12 protein-coding genes are annotated in these 16,067 nt (G+C 73.1%); 8 read left to right on the top strand and 4 right to left on the bottom strand.

Features of this window, described 5'->3' with window-relative positions; genetic code table 11:
- Positions 1-37: 37 nt before the first annotated feature.
- Positions 38-1,003, bottom strand: coding sequence for an alpha/beta hydrolase (locus AC4BG9_RS16460; RefSeq protein WP_490572200.1), 966 nt, complete (start codon positions 1,001-1,003; stop codon positions 38-40).
- Between the two features lie 191 nt (positions 1,004-1,194).
- Complete coding sequence (gene bsh, locus AC4BG9_RS16455; RefSeq protein WP_490572199.1) at positions 1,195-2,142, bottom strand: choloylglycine hydrolase; 948 nt, start codon at positions 2,140-2,142, stop codon at positions 1,195-1,197.
- A 183-nt stretch (positions 2,143-2,325) separates the two neighbouring features.
- Between bsh and AC4BG9_RS16450 the strand changes: the two genes are divergently transcribed.
- Together AC4BG9_RS16450 and AC4BG9_RS16445 are read left to right on the top strand one after the other, a co-directional pair.
- The gene (locus AC4BG9_RS16450; RefSeq protein ID WP_490572198.1) at positions 2,326-3,456 is read left to right on the top strand and encodes a matrixin family metalloprotease; all 1,131 of its coding nucleotides are present in this window, start codon (positions 2,326-2,328) and stop codon (positions 3,454-3,456) included.
- A 19-nt stretch (positions 3,457-3,475) separates the two neighbouring features.
- Positions 3,476-4,162, top strand: a complete 687-nt coding sequence (locus tag AC4BG9_RS16445; protein ID WP_490572197.1) for a peptidylprolyl isomerase — start codon at positions 3,476-3,478, stop codon at positions 4,160-4,162.
- 54 nt (positions 4,163-4,216) lie between these two features.
- On the opposite strand, the gene AC4BG9_RS16440 is transcribed toward AC4BG9_RS16445, so the two are convergent.
- A complete protein-coding gene (locus tag AC4BG9_RS16440) occupies positions 4,217-4,675 on the bottom strand; it encodes an OsmC family protein (RefSeq protein ID WP_490572196.1) in 459 nt (152 codons plus the stop codon).
- A gap of 61 nt (positions 4,676-4,736) precedes the next feature.
- Here AC4BG9_RS16440 and pepN point away from each other — a divergent pair, with 61 nt between their 5' ends.
- From pepN to AC4BG9_RS16420, 4 genes are read left to right on the top strand one after another with little or no spacing between them, the layout of a single operon-like run.
- Positions 4,737-7,208, top strand: a complete 2,472-nt coding sequence (pepN, locus tag AC4BG9_RS16435) for an aminopeptidase N (RefSeq protein WP_490572195.1) — start codon at positions 4,737-4,739, stop codon at positions 7,206-7,208.
- A gap of 11 nt (positions 7,209-7,219) precedes the next feature.
- The gene (locus AC4BG9_RS16430) at positions 7,220-8,086 is read left to right on the top strand and encodes a formate dehydrogenase accessory sulfurtransferase FdhD (RefSeq protein WP_490572194.1); all 867 of its coding nucleotides are present in this window, start codon (positions 7,220-7,222) and stop codon (positions 8,084-8,086) included.
- Between the two features lie 59 nt (positions 8,087-8,145).
- Positions 8,146-9,315, top strand: a complete 1,170-nt coding sequence (locus AC4BG9_RS16425) for an exonuclease SbcCD subunit D (RefSeq protein WP_490572193.1) — start codon at positions 8,146-8,148, stop codon at positions 9,313-9,315.
- Positions 9,315-12,347, top strand: a complete 3,033-nt coding sequence (locus AC4BG9_RS16420) for an AAA family ATPase (RefSeq protein WP_490572192.1) — start codon at positions 9,315-9,317, stop codon at positions 12,345-12,347. Before AC4BG9_RS16425 ends, AC4BG9_RS16420 begins: the two co-directional genes overlap by 1 nt.
- 18 nt (positions 12,348-12,365) lie before the next feature.
- Here the strand turns inward: AC4BG9_RS16420 and AC4BG9_RS16415 are convergent, their stop codons facing one another.
- Positions 12,366-13,067 carry a sulfotransferase family protein gene (locus AC4BG9_RS16415; protein WP_490572191.1) on the bottom strand — a complete coding sequence of 234 codons (702 nt, stop codon included), beginning with the start codon at positions 13,065-13,067 and terminating at the stop codon, positions 12,366-12,368.
- Positions 13,068-13,102: 35 nt separating this feature from the next.
- On the opposite strand from AC4BG9_RS16415, the gene AC4BG9_RS16410 reads away from it, so the two are divergent.
- Both AC4BG9_RS16410 and AC4BG9_RS16405 read left to right on the top strand, forming a co-directional pair.
- Positions 13,103-14,623: a TldD/PmbA family protein gene (locus AC4BG9_RS16410; RefSeq protein WP_490572190.1), complete on the top strand. Its 1,521-nt coding sequence runs from the start codon at positions 13,103-13,105 to the stop codon at positions 14,621-14,623.
- A complete protein-coding gene (locus tag AC4BG9_RS16405) occupies positions 14,620-16,014 on the top strand; it encodes a metallopeptidase TldD-related protein (protein WP_490572189.1) in 1,395 nt (464 codons plus the stop codon). The genes AC4BG9_RS16410 and AC4BG9_RS16405 overlap by 4 nt, the downstream gene beginning before the upstream one ends.
- Positions 16,015-16,067 lie beyond the last annotated feature (53 nt).

The raw sequence follows: 16,067 nt of genomic DNA, 5'->3' as shown, positions 1-16,067 counted from the left end.
CCGGCTCGTCGTCCGCGTCGTCCGCGTCGTCCGCGCCTCAGCGGATCGGCGCGGCCAGCGGGAGGGACAGGTCGACCAGGGACCTGACCTTGGTGCCGCACGTGGAGACGACATTGGCATCGGTGCAGTAGTAGGCCCCGGTGCGCGTCCCGGTGGCCAGGTCCTTGGCCCACGTCGAGCCGAAGTCACGCAGCCGGGCGGTCTGCGTGGCGTTGGCCGAGCAGCCGGCGCCGATCACGCCGATCGCGTCGCTGTTCTCTCCCTCGACGTCGATGTGGCAGCTGCCGCCCGTGGGCACGCCCAGGGTGTAGCGACTCCACACGAGCTGGATGCCGACGAAGGGGTTGTCCAGACCGGCCAAGGCCTCGTGGGAGTTGTTGAAGAGATTGGTGAGGCTCGGGCGCGCAGTGACCGCGAGGACCGGACGGGCACCTGAGTCGGAGATCGCCTGCAGGTTCGCGGTGAAGCCTCCGGCCGCGACGGGGTCGAAGAGGATCGCGCCGGCGAAGTCCCGGTAGCCGTTGGCGTCGAGGCGACGGCCGAGCTCGCTGGCGAAGTGGCCGCCCGCCGAGTGGCCGCCGACGATGTAGCGCTGGGGCAGGGACCGGCCGGCCGGCGGGGTCAGGGCACGCCGCGTCATCAGGTCGCCCAGGGCGGAGGCGAGCGCCGGGTTGCCGGCACTCATGTCCCCGTTGACGCACAGGACCATGACGCCCTTCTCGGCGATCGCCTTGCTGGTGCCGCGCAGGTTCCCACAACCGCGGCTGAAGCCGTGGTTGAGCACCATCAGTGCAGTGGCGCCGCCCTGGGGCAGGTACCAGTCGACGCTGTGGCTCTGGCCGGCGATCACGAGCTGTGAGTTCACACAGGTGCTCGTCGAGGAGCTGTAGCTGCGACAGGCGACGTCCGCGGCCTGGGCGCCCGGCGCCACGGCGAGCAGCCCGCCGGACAACGTGACTGCGGCGAGGAGGCCGGTGATCGCGGTCTTGATCTGCTTCTTCATGCGCACTCCCGAGAAGTCGTGACGCGGCGTGATCCGCGCCACCTCGCAACCTAGGACTGCGCAACGTATAACGATATATGTGGCATCTGTCTCGGCTCGACTGTGATCCAACCGTGATCTTGCCTCGCGAAGGGTGCGGCGAGGGCCGCGTGCGCGGCTCGCCGGCGCTCTGAGGAGGACTCTCGGACCCGTCAGACGACGACGATCTTGTCCCCGTCGGGCTCGTGGTCGGCCATCGCGGCCCTCTGGATGGCCGGGTCGTCGTAGGTGTTCCAGTAGTACGTCGCGGTCCGCCCCGAGTAGAGCCCGGTGTAGATGGTCTTCTCGAACCCGCCGTCGCCCATGGCAGCGCTGCCGTCCACCATGGCGACCTGCTGCAGCGTGTGGAACGCCCGGCTGACGTTCTCCTCCTCGCTCCCCTGCTCCGGGTAGTGCGCGTTGACGTAGGCCGCCCGCACGAAACGCGACGGCGAGTAGTAGTCCCCCGGGATCCCCCGCATGTGCGATCCGGAGCCGAAGGGGCCCAGGTGCGCGCGACCGAGCACCGTCTCCTCCGGGAAGTCGGGCGAGGTGTTGAGGTAGTTGCGCAGGTTCTCGTGGTGCCACGAGAAGCCCGGCTGGTTGGCGAGGACGTCGACGTCGTCGTCGAAGACCTGCATGCCCTCGCTCGTGTGCTCCACCACGATGGCGCGCGTCGAGTCGCCGATGATCCAGTGCAGCAGCGAGCTCGGGAACTTGTCGTTGATCGGCTTGTCGACGATCACGACGTCGCGGAGCGCGGACTCGACCTCGTCGACGCTGGAGAACTGCGAGGCCACCCAGAGCGGGAACTCGAAGGCGGCGACGTTCGTCGCCCCCTCGACCGGCTCCGGTGCATAGCTCGCGTAGCCGGGGAAGTTGAGACCCGCCACGGCGAGACCGGCGGCGTTGCCGCAGTCGAAGTAGAGCGGGGTCTCCTCCTCCACGATGCCCATGCCGATGACGGCGTGCTGGATGCGAGGGACCGCACCGAACGGCGACCTGGTGTCGTAGCCGGTGGGCGTCACCACCACCCGTTCGCCGTACCCGACCGTCCAGTCGAGGTTGCGGGCCAGATAGAGATGGTCGCTTCCGTCGGAGAACCTGATGCTCGTGCACATGGCGGGCCCCTGCCTCTGGTCGTCTTCTGCAGCGTACGCCGGGAGCTGGGTGACCGACACCCTGACGAAGGACTCGGGCACGCTCGCGCGCCTCCGGCAGCGCCACGCGCGAGGCTGCTCGTCGGCGCCCTTCACGTGTGGTCTCATTGGGTCCCACATTCCAGCCGTTCCCGGGAGTCATCCGTGCGTCACCTGCTCACTTCACTCGCCCTCCTCGCCGGCCTTCTGGCGCCGGCCGCTGCCGGCTCGGTCGCCAGCGCGGAGCGCGCTCCCTCCCCGTCGACCTCGGCGTCGTCGTCCGGTGCGGCCGCGGACCAGCAGGTCGCGGCACGGCCCAAGAAGAAGAACAAGGGCAAGAAGAACCGGACCAAGGTGCGTGCCACCTGGAGCGCCGGCACCGTCCCGTTCCAGGGACTCGCCGCCGTGACCGGCACGGTCAAGGACAAGGGCAAGCTCAAGCGCAAGGTGGCGCTCCAGATGAAGCACGCCGACGGGTGGAAGAAGGTCGCGAGCACCAAGACCAACCGGAAGGGCGAGTACGCCATCCAGATCCCCACGCACTGGCTGTACTCCATGAAGGCGCGGGTGGTGACCAAGAAGAAGAAGCGCAGCCCCGGCGCCAGGTCGAAGACGCAGCGGGTCAACGTGGCCCCCGACTTCGTCCCCGCCGGCAGCCCCGACAGCTGGTCCTACCTGAACCCCTCGACCCGTCTCCGCTGGAACCCGTGCCAGTCGATCAGCTACCGGGTCAACGTCACCCAGGCCCCGGCGGGCACCGAGGACGCCATCCACAACGCCTTCGCCGCCATGGGCGCCGCCACCGGCATGCGGTTCAAGTTCAAGGGCTACACCGAGGCGATCTACCGCGGGCTCCCCGGGACCGGCCGGTGGGAGCGCGACACCGACATCGTCGTGGCGTGGGCTCGTCCGGAGCAGACCACTCTCGACTTCTCGGCCGCCCACGCCTGGGGGGGCGTGCAGGACGCCGTCTGGGGCCGCGACAAGAAGGGCAAGCTCGGCAAGGTCGTCAAGGGCGGGACCACCTTCGACGCCCTGACCCCCGGTGGCTGGCCCTACATGAAGGCCTTCGACGTCCTCCTGCACGAGCTCGGGCACGTGGTCGGCCTCGGACACGTCGAGGACCCCACGCAGATCATGGCGACCGGCGTCGAGGGTCCCTACATCTACGGGGCCGGTGACCTCAACGGGATGCGGCAGATGGGCAAGCAGAAGGGCTGCGTCAAGAAGCTCCGCGGTCGCGGCGCCGACCTCCCCTCCGCGCAGGAGTCGGGCTTCCTCGTCGCCCTCCCCTGACCCCCTCTAGCATCGGGGCATGCCCTCGATGACACGCAGCCGTCGCCTCCTGGTCGCCCCCGTCCTGCTGCTCCCCCTCCTCGCCGCCTGTGGCGAGGAGGAGGAGCAGCCCGAGGCGGGCGGCGGCACGGAGTGCACCTACGCCTCCGACGGGCGCGAGCCCTCCCGGGACGTGACTCCCCCGCCCGGCACCCCGGACGTGACCGGTGAGGTGCCGGTGACGCTGGAGACCAGCGCCGGCAACGTCGGCGCGACCCTGGACGCGGACGCGGCTCCCTGCACCGTCAACAGCTTCGTCTCCCTGGCCGAGCAGGGGTACTTCGACGACACCGAGTGCCACCGGCTCACCACCTCCCCGCCGGGACAGGCCTCGAGCCTGTCCGTGCTGCAGTGCGGAGACCCCACCGCGTCGGGCACCGGCGGGCCGGGCTACACCATCCCCGACGAGCTGGGCCGGGCCGAGTCCGACGGCTACCCCGCCGGGACGCTCGCGATGGCCAACACCGGAGCACCCAACACCGGCGGCTCGCAGTTCTTCATCGTCTACGAGGACTCCCAGCTGCCCCCGCAGTACACGGTCTTCGGCGAGATCGACGACAAGGGCCTCGAGGTGGTCCGTGAGATCGCGGCCAAGGGCACCGAGACCGGCGGCCCCGACGGCCCGCCGGCCGACCCGGTGACCATCACCTCGGTCGTCGTGGACTGAGCGTCGGTCGCGGACTGAGCGTCGGTCGCGGGCCGTGGCCCGCGACCGGCCCGGTCACGAGCCGGCTTCGCGGAACTCGACCGGCGTCCCCAGCGCCACCGTCCGGCTGACGCTGCACAGCCTGTCCCGGGTGAGCCGCAGGGCGGTCTCCATCTCGGCACGGGCGCTGCGCCCGGCCTCGTCGTCGGGGAAGGTCACGTCGAAGGTCACCCGGAGGTCACGCAACCGGTTGCCGCCCTCGTCGCGGACCTTCTCCCCCTCGCACGTCACCTCGAACGAGGTCGCCGGGGAGCGCCGCCGGGTGATCAGGTCGACGTCGATGGCGCTGCACCCCGCCAGGGCGGCGAGCAGGAGCTCGACCGGGGTGAAGTCGGGGTCGAGGCCCCCGGCGCCCATGAACGTCTCTCCCCCGCGTCCGTTGTCGGCCCGGAACCTCTGCTCGCCGATCCGGGTCAGGGTGATGGCACGGTGCGCGCTCTCGGCGGCGGGCGTGGTCGTCGTGAGGTCGGTCATCGCACGAGCATAGATCCGGGCCCGCACCGGCGACCGGGGTGCCGGGTCTACGCTCGACCGGGTGATCCCCCTCCACCAGAGCCTGCGCCGCGTCGAGGCCGAACGGCGCCACGACCTGCTCGACGTCACCTCCTACGACGTCACCCTCGACCTCGCGAGCGACGAGGAGACGTTCGGCTCGCGCACCGTCATCCGGTTCGAGAGCGCGGGCGGGCCGACGTTCCTCGACCTCAAGCCCCAGCGTCTGCTCGCCATCCGCCTCAACGGCAGTCCCCTGGACCCCGACCGGCTCGACCGTGGCCGCTTCCCCCTCGAGACCGCCCCGGGGGCGAACGAGCTGGTGGTTGAGGCCGTGATGGCCTTCCGCAACGACGGGGAGGGCCTCCACCACAGCGTGGACCCGGCCGACGGGCGCCGCTACGTCTACGGGATGTCCTTCATGGACGCCGCGCCCAGCATCTTCGCGTGCTTCGACCAGCCCGACCTGAAGGCGCCGTTCACCTTCCACGTGACCGCACCGCCGGAGTGGAAGGTGTTCGGCAACGGCGCCGCCGAGCAGGTGGAGCCGGGCCGCTGGGAGCTGACCACCACTCCCCCGCTCTCCACGTACTTCGTCACCCTGGTCGCCGGCCCCTACCACCTGCTGGAGGACGAGCACGACGGCATCCCGCTGGGTCTGAGCGCCCGGCAGAGCCTGGCCGCCGACCTGGAGCGGGACGCCGAGGAGCTGTTCACGCTCACCCGCTCGTGCTTCGACGAGTTCCACCGGCTCTTCGGGATCCGCTACCCGTTCGGCGCCTACCACCAGGCCTTCGTCCCGGAGTTCAACGCCGGGGCCATGGAGAACCCGGGCTGCGTCACCTTCCGCGACCCGATGATCTTCTCCAGCCGGGTCACGCGGGGCGTGCGCATCCAGCGCGCCACAACGGTGGCCCACGAGATGGCCCACCAGTGGTTCGGCAACATCACCACTCCGAAGTGGTGGGACGACCTCTGGCTCAACGAGTCCTTCGCCGAGTACATGGGCAACCGCGTCACTGCCGACGTCACCGAGTACGACGACGCCTGGACGCACGTCGCCTACGCGCGCCGGCAGTGGGGCCTGGTCGCCGACCAGCGCCCCAGCACCCACCCGGTCGCCGGCAACGGAGCCGACGACGCGACCGCCGCGCTGCAGGACTTCGACGGGATCTCCTACGCCAAGGGCTCCAGCGTCCTGAAGCAGCTCAACGCGACGCTGGGCGACGAGGTCTTCTTCCGCGGCGTCATCGACCACTTCGAGACCCACCGCTTCGGCAACGCCACGATGCACGACCTCTTCGCCTCGTGGGAGCGCGCCGGCGCCGCCGACCTGAGCGGCTTCACCGACTCCTGGCTGCGCACGGCCGGGCCCGACACCCTCGAGGTCCACGCGGGCTGGACGCTGCGCCGCACACCTCCGGCAGAGCACCCCGCGGACCGGACCCACACCTTCCGCCTCGCTGTCATCGACTCCTCCGGCTGGCGGGCCCACCAGGTCCGCGTCGAGGGAGCCGAGACGCCGCTCGACCGGGCGCTCGCTCCGCAGCCGGGCAGCGCCGGCGCCGTGGTGCTGGACCCCTTCGAGGAGACCTGGGCGGTCACCCTGCTCGACGCCGAGAGCGTGCAGTCGCTCAAGACCCACCTCCCACGGCTCGACGACCAGCGGCTGCGCGCCGGGGTCTGGAACAGCCTCCGGAGCACCTTCCACCAGGGCCTGCTCTCCCCCACCGACGTGGTCGACCTCGTCGAGGCTGCGATGGTCGTCGAGGACAACGACGACGCGCTGCAGTACACGATGCCGTGGGCGATCAGCCGCGGCGCCGGCCTCAGTGACGACCCGGCGGCCGCCGGAGCCCGGATCCACCGCGCGATGCTGGCGCGCACCGCCGGCGCGGAGCCCGGGAGCACCCTCCAGCTGGCCGGCTTCCAGCCCGCTGTGGCGACGGCCCCGGACGAGGCCCAGCTCCGCGCCTGGCTGTCGGGGGACCTGCCCGAGGGGCTCGCCCTCGACACCGATCTCAGGTGGGCCCTGCTGGTCCGGCTGGCGACCCTCGGCGCGAGCGACGTCGAGGAGCTCGACGCGGCGCTGGAGAAGGAGCCCACCGCCCGCGCCCGGGTCGAGCACGCCCGGGCCCGGGCCTCCCTGCCCACCGAGGAGGCGAAGGCCTGGGCATGGGCCCGCTTCACCGGCGAGGTCGACGCGTCCAACTACGAGCTCGAGGCCGCGGGGCTGGGGATGTGGCGGGTCGGGCAGGAGCAGCTGAGCGACGGGTACGCCGACCGCTTCCTGACCGCGCTGCCCTCGTTGCCCCAGGTGCACGCCGGCTGGGTGCTCGGCACGGCGGTCCGCTCGTTCTTCCCGCTCACCCACCTGTCCCAGGAGTGGGCCGAGCGGGCCGACGAGCTCACCCACGACGGGACGCTCGACCCGTCCGTGCGCCGCAACTTGGTGGACCTCGTCGACGAGCTCTCCCGGCGGATCGCGGTGCGCCGCACCTTCGGGAAGCACTGAGCGGCGAGCCCGTGCCTGCCGCCCCCGGCCCCCTCCCCCGCCGTCCCGGCCCCAGTGTCCGGACCCGGGTCACCGAGCACACCTCCGGCGAGGACCGTCCCGACCAGCGTCCCGGGGAGCGCACCCGCGAGGACAGGGTGGTCACCGAGGAGCCCCTGGAGCTGCGGCTGGCCTGGCCCTCCCGGCCGGCCGAGCGGGCCTGGGTGACGATGCGCACGCCGGGCCACGACTTCGAGCTCGCGGCCGGCTGGGCCACGCACGAGGGGATCCTGCTGCCCGGCACGCTGGAGCGGGTGGCCTACTGCACCGACCGGTCCCTGAGCCCCGAGCAGGAGTTCAACGTGGTGACCCTCACCCTCGGCTCGGCCCCGCCCGTGCTGCCCGGCCACACCCACCTGCACCCCGCCCAGGCCACCTCGGCCTGCGGGGTCTGCGGCAAGGAGAGCGTCGAGGAGGCGCTCAGGGCTCCCCAGGGCCGTCGGTGGGAGGGGGAGCTGCCCTCCCCGGCCGTCCTGCGCCGGCTGCCCGACCTGCTCAGGGAGCGCCAGCCGCTCTTCGACCGCACCGGCGGCGCGCACGCCGCCGGGCTCTTCACCGCGGAGGGCGACTGCCTGGTGGTGCGTGAGGACGTCGGTCGCCACAACGCCGTCGACAAGGTCACCGGCGCGCGGGTCCTGGCCGGCGAGGAGCCCGCGGCCGCGGTGCTGGTCGTGAGCGGGAGGGCGGGCTTCGAGCTCGTGCAGAAGGCGGTCGCGGTCGGCAGCGGCGCCCTGGTCTCGGTCGGTGCCCCGACCTCTCTGTCGGTCGACCTGGCGCGCCACGCCGGCCTGCGCCTCTACGGCTTCACCCGGCCCCGGCGGGCCGTGCAGTACGCCTGAGGGCTCCCCGTGCGGCGTGGGTGCGCGATGCTGTCGGCGGGTCGCTCTAGGTTCGTCCCGTGCGCATCCTCCACACCTCCGACTGGCACCTCGGGCGCTCCTTCCACCGCGAGGGGATGCTCGAGCACCAGGGCGTCTTCCTCGACCACCTGGTCGAGGTGGTGGAGTGCCACGAGGTCGACCTGGTGCTGGTGGCCGGAGACGTCTACGACCGGGCGCTGCCGCACGTCGACGCGGTCCGCCTCGCCGACGACGCGTTCGCCCGTCTGGCCGCCTCCCGGGCCAAGGTGGTGGTCACCAGCGGCAACCACGACTCCGCCCTGCGGCTGGGGTTCGGGTCCCGGCTGATCGACGCCGCCGGGGTCCACATCCGCACCGACGCCGGGGTTGTCGGCACCCCCGTCGAGCTGCGCGACGAGCACGGTCCCGTCCTGGTCTACGGCATCCCCTACCTGGACCCCGACGCCCTGCGCGGGCCGTGGGGTCTCGAGCGACGCAGTCACGAGGCGGCCATGGCCGAGGCCATGCGCCGGGTCCGCGCCGACCTGGCCACCCGCGAGTCCGGCAGCCGGTCGGTGGTCCTGGCACACGCCTTCGTCGCCGGGTGCGCCCCGTCCGACTCCGAGCGGGACATCAGCGTCGGTGGGGTCTCGATGGTCTCCAGCGACCTCTTCGACTCCATCACCTACACCGCGCTGGGCCACCTCCACGGCGCCCAGCGGCTCAGCGACTCCGTGCGCTACAGCGGCTCCCCCCTGGCCTACTCCTTCTCCGAGGCCGACCACGTCAAGGGTTGCTGGCTGATCGACCTCGACGCCGACGGGATCGCCGACTCCCAGTTCGTCCCCGCGCCTGCGCCCCGGCCCCTGGCCCGGCTGGAGGGTGAGCTGGCGCGGCTCCTCACCGACCCGGACCTCGCCCGTCACGAGGGCTCCTGGGTCCAGGCCACCCTGACCGACCGGGTGCGCCCCCTGCGCGCCATGGACCAGCTGCGCGCCCGCTTCCCGCACACCCTGGTGCTCGCCTTCGCGCCCACCGGCGCCGACGACGAGGCCCGGCCCCGGGTCAGCACCGCGGGTCTCGCCGACCACGAGATCGCGCTCGCGTTCGTCGCGGAGCTGCGCGGGGAGCCGGCCACCGAGGAGGAGGCACGCCTGCTGCGCGACGCCTGCGAGGCCTCGCGCGACGACGTGGCCGACACCCTCGTGCCCGCGGGGGTCGAGGCCTGATGCGCCTGCACCACCTCTCCGTCGTCGCGTTCGGCCCCTTCGTGGATCCGGCCGAGGTCGACTTCGACGCGCTCAGCGCCTCGGGGCTCTTCCTGCTCACCGGTGCCACCGGCGCCGGCAAGACCAGCGTGCTCGACGCGGTCTGCTTCGCGCTCTACGGCGACGTGCCGGGCGAGCGCAGCATCGCCAAGCGGCTGCGCGCCGACCAGGCCCCCGCCCACGTCGCCCCCCAGGTGAGCCTCGACGTGACGCTCGCCGGACGCCGCTTCCGGATCGTCCGCTCCCCGGCCTGGCAGCGGCCGAAGAAGCGCGGGACCGGCACCACCACGCAACAGGCCTCGGTGACCATGACCGAGCTGGTCGGCGGCACCGAGGTCCTGCTCTCCAGCCGCCTCGACGAGGTCGGCGACCTCGTCGTGGGCCTGATCGGCATGACCATGCCGCAGTTCTGCCAGGTCGCGATGCTTCCCCAGGGGGGCTTCCAGGCGTTCCTGCGCGCCCGCGCCGACCAGCGTCAGGCGGTGCTCCAGCAGCTCTTCCACACCGCCCGCTTCTCGCGCGTCGAGGGGTGGCTCAAGGACCGCAGGCTCCAGCTGCACCGGGCGTCGCGCCGCCGCCACGACGAGGTCGTGGCCCGGGTCAACCGTCTCTCCGAGGCCGCCGGCGAGCCCCCGCCGGTCGAGTGGGACCTCGACGCCCTGGACTCCCCCGCCGCCGACGGGTCCCTGGCCGGCTGGGCGGGCCGGCTGCGCGCCGACGCGCGCCACCGGCTCGAGCAGGGCGTCACGACCCTGCCCGCCGCGGTCCAGGCCGAGGAGTCCGCCCGCCGGGAGCTGGAGGAGGCCACCCGGACCAGCCGTCTCCTGGTCCGCCGCGACGAGGCCCGGGAGGCTCACGGGCGGTTGCTGGCCTCCCAGCCGGCGCACGAGGAGCGCAGTCGCGAGCTGGAGGTCGCGGTGCGGGCCGCGGCGGTCGTGCCCCTGGCCACGGTCACCGAGAACGCCACCTGGGAGGCCAGCGGCGCCCGGGTGCGCCTCCAGGCGCTCCGCGACGAGCTGGGCGGCGTGCTGGTCGAGCCCCGGACCGTGACCTGCCTGGGCCTCCCCGAGGCGCTCGACCCCGACGCCCCGCTCCCCGTGCTCCGTGGGGCCGTGCGGGCGCGGCTGGAGTCCCTCGCACCCCTGAGGCAGCACGACGAGCGCTGCGGGTTGCTGGCCGACGCGGTCACCGAGGTCGACCAGGAGCTCGCGGCCGCCTCCGAGACCCGCGACGAGCGGGCCGAGCAGGTCGCCGCAGTGCCACCCCGCCTCGAGCGGCTTCGGCTGGCGCTGGCCTCCAGCACCGCCCTGGCGGAGTCCACGCAGGCACGACGGCGCGACCTCGAGACGCTCCGTGCCCGGCTGGCCGCCCACCGCAGGGTCGAGGTGCTCCAGCGGCACCTGGAGTCGGCCGAGGAGCTGCGGCGCGGCAGCGTGGCCCGCGTCCAGGAGCTGACCGAGGTCTGGCTCGACCTGCGCGAGGCACGCCTGCAGGGCATGGCCGCCGAGATCGCCGGGGCTCTCGCCGTCGGCGGCTCCTGCCCGGTGTGCGGATCCTGCAGCCACCCCAGCCCTGCGGCCGCCGCGCCGGGAGCGCCCGACGCCGAGGCGGAGCGTCTCGCGCTCCGGGAGGTCGACGACGCCAAGGCCACCCAGCTCGTCCACGACGAGCAGGTCCAGCAGCTGCGCACCCAGCTCGAGGTGGTGCGCGCAGTTGCCGGCGAAGCGGACGAGGAGCGGCTCTCGGCCGAGCTGGAGGTCAGCGAGGCTGCGCTCCGCGAGGCGGAGGAGGCGGGCGACCGCGCCGCCGAGCTGCGCGCCGGCCTGGCCGACCTCGAGGCCCGTCTGGAGCGCGCCCGTGCCGAGCTGGAGTCCGCCACCGTCGAGGTCACTCGGCTCACCGAACGGCGCGACGGCCTTCGCCGCGAGCTGGCCGACGTCACCGGTGCCCGCGCGGAGCTTCTCGCCGGGACGGGCCTGCCTGACATCGCCGGCCTGATCGGCCACGTCCAGGTCCTCGACGCCCTGGTCTCCCGGGCCGTGGAGGCCCAGGCCACCGCCGAGGAGGCCGGGCGGCGGGCCACCGAGCAGGAGCAGGCCCTGGCCCGCTGCCTGGCCGAGCACGGCTTCGACCGGGTCGACCGCGCCCGCTCCGGACACCGTGACCCGGCGACGGTGGAGCGGCTGCGCGCCCGGGTGGACGCCTACCGCGACGAGACGAGCCGCTGCCTGGCCGTCCTCGAGGAGCCCGAGGTGCTGGCCCTCGCCGACACGGACGCGCCCGACCTCGAGGTGCTGACGCGACGGCACCACGAGCTGCGCGAGGAGCTGCACCGCCTGCGCGCACGGCACGACGCGGACCAGACCCGCGCCGAGCGGATCAGCGTCCTGGTCGACGACCTGGAGGAGCTGCTGGCCGCCTGGCGGCCGCTGCGGGAGGAGCACCGGACGGTGGCCGACCTCGCCGCCTTCGTGGAGGGCAAGTCGGTCGACAACAGGCGCCAGATGCGACTCGCGGCCTACGTGCTGGCCTACCGCCTCTCCCAGGTGGTCGCGGCCGCCAACGCCCGCCTGACCACCATGAGCGACCGGCGCTACACCCTCGAGCACACCGAGGGGCGGGGCAACCGGGAGACCCGCGGCGGGCTGGGTCTGCTGGTGCGCGACGACTGGTCCGGCGAGGCTCGCGACCCGGCCACCCTGTCCGGCGGCGAGACGTTCGTGGTCTCCCTGGCCCTCGCGCTGGGCCTGGCCGACGTGATCACCGAGGAGGCGGGCGGGGCCGACCTCGACACGCTCTTCGTCGACGAGGGGTTCGGCTCGCTCGACGCCGACACCCTCGACGACGTGCTCGACACCCTCGACGCGCTTCGCGACCGGGGCCGGGTGATCGGCGTGGTGAGCCACGTCAGCGAGATGCGCGAGCGGATCCCGGCGCAGCTGCGCGTCCACAAGGGACGTGCCGGCTCGACGCTCTCCACGGCCGGGCTGTAGCCCGGCGGCCGTCGGCGCTCAGCTCCCGAGCGTCGTCGTCCAGTCCGAGACGTCCAGCTCCCACTCCTGGGCCAGTCGGGCGACCTGAGGCCGGTAGAGCACCTTCAACGACTCCACCAGCCCCTCCGGCGGGCTCCAGGACGCGTTGCTGCTGGACCGCGAGGGCCGGTCGACGTCCCGCAGCGGGATCGGGCCGAGCCCCAGGCGCGCCCAGACCGCCCCGACGGCCTGCTCCGGTGCGCGCCGGGCCTGCTCGTAGACCATCACGACCATCCGCTCGCGGCCTACCGCGTGCGCCCACATCGCCAGCTGGTCGGCGTAGAAGCCGCTGAAGGTCTGGACCGTGATCGGCACCGGGTAGGGCCACGGCGACTTGGCGCGGGTGGCGGCCAGCCGCATCGCCGACAGGAACCGCTCCACGGGGTCGCGGAGGATCACCAGGACCGGGGCTTCGGGTCCCAGCACCCGGGCGGCGGTGAACGGGGCCGAGGAGTGGCGCAGGTACTGCGGGGTCCACTCGCCCCGGGCCAGCGCGTCGGCGGGGAAGAGGTCGGCATAGGCCGAGAGCGGCTCGACGCCGTCGCCGACCTTGTGCAGCAGGTGCTGCTCCTTCTTGCCGTTCACACCCAGCCCGACCCCGGGGTGCTGGCACAGGAGGTCGGTGAACCAGGTCGTCCCTGAGCGTTGGGCCCCGATGCCGAGCCAGGCCGGTGCGGTCATGGGCGAGACCCTACCGGGGGCACTAGGGTCCCCCCATGGACCCTGCGGAGATCGATCCGACGTTCGTGAGCCTGCCCCTGGAACGGCTCGGCCAGGTGGCCCTGGGGCGGGCGGCGGACCGGGGGGCGAGCCATGCCGACTTCCGTCTCGAGCGCACCCGCTACCAACACCTGGCCGTCAGAGACGCCGCGCTCCAGGGCGCCAGCGACGTGGAAGACCTCGGCTTCGCGGTCCGCGTCGTCCACCGGGGCGCCTGGGGGTTCGCCAGCGGCGTGGGGCTGACGGCCCAGGAGGTCCTCCGGGTCACCGACCAGGCGCTGGCCGTGGCCGAGCTCGCCTCCACCATGACCACCGTCCCGGTCGAGCTGGCACCCGAGCCGGTGCACGCGGACGCCACCTGGATCTCCTCCTACCAGATCGACCCCTTCACGGTGCCGACCCGCGACAAGGTCGACGTGCTGCGCGCCTGGACCGCGCGCCTCACCGCCCACCCGGTGGTCGACCACGCGGCTGCCGGCCTCCAGCAGGTGCTGGAGCTGAAGTACTACGCCGACCTGAGCGGCACCCGCACCACCCAGCAGCGGGTCAGGGTGATGCCCACCTTCGAGGCGATGGGCTCCGACGACCGCTCCGGCACCTTCGACTCGATGACCACCCTCGCCCCGCCGGTCGGTCGCGGCTGGGAGTACCTCACCGCCGGGGGCTGGGACTGGGACGCCGAGCTGGCCGAGGTGCCCGACCTGCTGGCCGAGAAGCTGCGGGCCCCGAGTGTGGAGCCGGGCTCCTACGACCTGGTCATCGACCCCTCCAACCTGTGGCTCACCATCCACGAGTCGATCGGGCACGCCACCGAGCTCGACCGGGCCCTGGGCTACGAGGCGAGCTATGCCGGCACCTCGTTCGCGACCTACGACCGGCTCGGTTCCCTGGTCTACGGCTCCCCGGTGATGCAGGTGACCGGCGACCGGACGGTGGAGCACGGCCTCGCCACCACCGGGTACGACGACGAGGGCGTCCAGACCCAGTCCTGGGACCTCGTGCGCGACGGCATCCTGGTCGGCTACCAGCTCGACCGGGCGATGGCCCGGGCCAAGCCCGAGCTCAACGGCGGCCGGTCCAACGGGTGCGCCTACGCCGACTCCCCCGGGCACGTCCCCATCCAGCGGATGGCCAACGTCTCGCTGCAGCCGGCGCCGGACGGTCCCTCGACCGACGAGCTCATCGCCGGCGTGGAGCGCGGCCTCTACGTCGTGGGCGACCGGAGCTGGTCGATCGACATGCAGCGCTTCAACTTCCAGTTCACCGGCCAGCGCTTCTTCAGGATCGAGGGCGGACGGCTGGCCGGCCAGGTGCGCGACGTCGCCTACCAGGCCACCACCACCGACTTCTGGGGCTCGATGGAGGCGGTGGGCGGTCCCGGCACCTGGCGGCTCGGCGGCGCCTTCAACTGCGGCAAGGCCCAACCCGGGCAGGTGGCCGCGGTGAGCCACGGCTGCCCCAGCGCGCTCTTCCGGGGCGTCCGGATCCTGAACACCGCCGAGGAGGCCGGCGCATGACCCAGTCCTTGACCCCCCAGCAGCTCGTCGAGTCGGCGCTCGCCGCGTCGACGGCCGACGACTGCACCGTCCTCGTCCAGGACACCACCAGCGCCAACCTGAGGTGGGCCAACAACACCCTGACCACCAACGGGGTGATGCACCGGGTGCAGGTCACCGTGATCTCCTTCGTGCGCTCCGGGGCGGGGACGGCCACCGGCTCGGCGTCCTCCACAGCGACCTCCACCGAGCAGGTCGCCGCCCTGGTGACCGCGGCCGATGCGGCCGCCCGCGCTTCCGGTCCCGCGGAGGACGCCGGTGAGCTGGCCGGAGGAAGGGTGTCCCCCGACTGGGACGACCACGCCCCGGGCACCGACGTGGGTGTCTTCGGCGCCTTCGCGCCGGCGCTCGGCGAGGCCTTCGGACGAGCCTCCTCCGACGGGCGCGTCCTCTACGGCTTCGTCGACCACCAGGTGACGACGACCTACCTGGGCTCCTCCACCGGGCTCCGGCTGCGCCACGTGCAGCCGACCGGCCACTACGGGTGCACCGGCAAGACCGCCGACCTGACCCGCAGCGCGTGGGTGGGCGGGGCGACCCGCGACTTCCGCGAGGTCGACGCCCTGGGCCTCGACGCCGACCTGGCCACCCGCCTGGAGTGGGCGCGGCGGCGGGTCGACCTGCCCGCCGGGCGCTACGACACCATCCTGCCGCCGACCGCGGTCGCCGACCTGCTCATCGACGCCTACTGGAGCGCCGGTGCCCGGGTGGCTCACGAGGGCCAGTCCGTCTTCAGCCGCCGCGAGGGCGGCACCCGGATCGGCGAGCGCGTCGTGGCGCCCGGCGTCCGGCTCCTCTCCGACCCCGGCTACCCGGGGCTGGGGTGCGCGCCCTTCGTGGTGGCTCCCGCCTCGAGCAACACCTCCTCGGTCTTCGACAACGGGCTGCCCCTGGCCCGGACGTCGTGGGTGGAGGACGGGCGCCTGGCCGCCCTGGTCCAGACCCGGCAATCGGCGGCGCTGACCGGTCAGCCGACGACCCCCGGCATCGACAACCTCGTCCTCGAGGTCGACGGGGGGACCGGCGACGTGAGCGATCTGGTGGCCGGGACCGAGCGGGGCCTGCTGCTGACCTGCCTGTGGTACATCCGCGAGGTGGATCCGCAGCGGCTGCTGCTGACCGGGCTGACCCGCGACGGGGTCTACCTGGTCGAAGGCGGAGAGATCACCGCCGCCGTCAACAACTTCCGGTTCAACGAGAGCCCGATCGACCTGCTCTCCCGCTTCACCGCGGCGAGCGCCACCGTCCCGGCGTTCAGCAGGGAGTGGGGGGAGGACTACTTCAGCCGCACCGCGATGCCGGCGCTGCGGGTCCCGGACTTCAACATGTCCAGCGTCTCCCAGGCCCTCTGACCCACCCCACGGGGCCCGCCGGCCGCTGGTGGCCCCGCCGCCGGGGTGCGCCC

Source organism: Nocardioides sp. Z40_12, assembly GCF_058215795.1.
Note: the sequence above shows the minus strand (reverse complement) of the source record. Positions and strands in the feature narration are given on the sequence as shown.

Bases quoted from the DNA above. Each gene is read 5' to 3' on its own strand.
- AC4BG9_RS16445 (WP_490572197.1), top strand. From the start codon at position 3,476: ATGCCCTCGATGACACGCAGCCGTCGCCTCCTGGTCGCCCCCGTCCTG.
- AC4BG9_RS16440 (WP_490572196.1), bottom strand. From the start codon at position 4,675: ATGACCGACCTCACGACGACCACGCCCGCCGCCGAGAGCGCGCACCGT.
- AC4BG9_RS16410 (WP_490572190.1), top strand. From the start codon at position 13,103: ATGGACCCTGCGGAGATCGATCCGACGTTCGTGAGCCTGCCCCTGGAA.
- AC4BG9_RS16460 (WP_490572200.1), bottom strand. From the start codon at position 1,003: ATGAAGAAGCAGATCAAGACCGCGATCACCGGCCTCCTCGCCGCAGTC.
- AC4BG9_RS16405 (WP_490572189.1), top strand. From the start codon at position 14,620: ATGACCCAGTCCTTGACCCCCCAGCAGCTCGTCGAGTCGGCGCTCGCC.
- AC4BG9_RS16420 (WP_490572192.1), top strand. From the start codon at position 9,315: ATGCGCCTGCACCACCTCTCCGTCGTCGCGTTCGGCCCCTTCGTGGAT.
- bsh (WP_490572199.1), bottom strand. From the start codon at position 2,142: ATGTGCACGAGCATCAGGTTCTCCGACGGAAGCGACCATCTCTATCTG.
- AC4BG9_RS16415 (WP_490572191.1), bottom strand. From the start codon at position 13,067: ATGACCGCACCGGCCTGGCTCGGCATCGGGGCCCAACGCTCAGGGACG.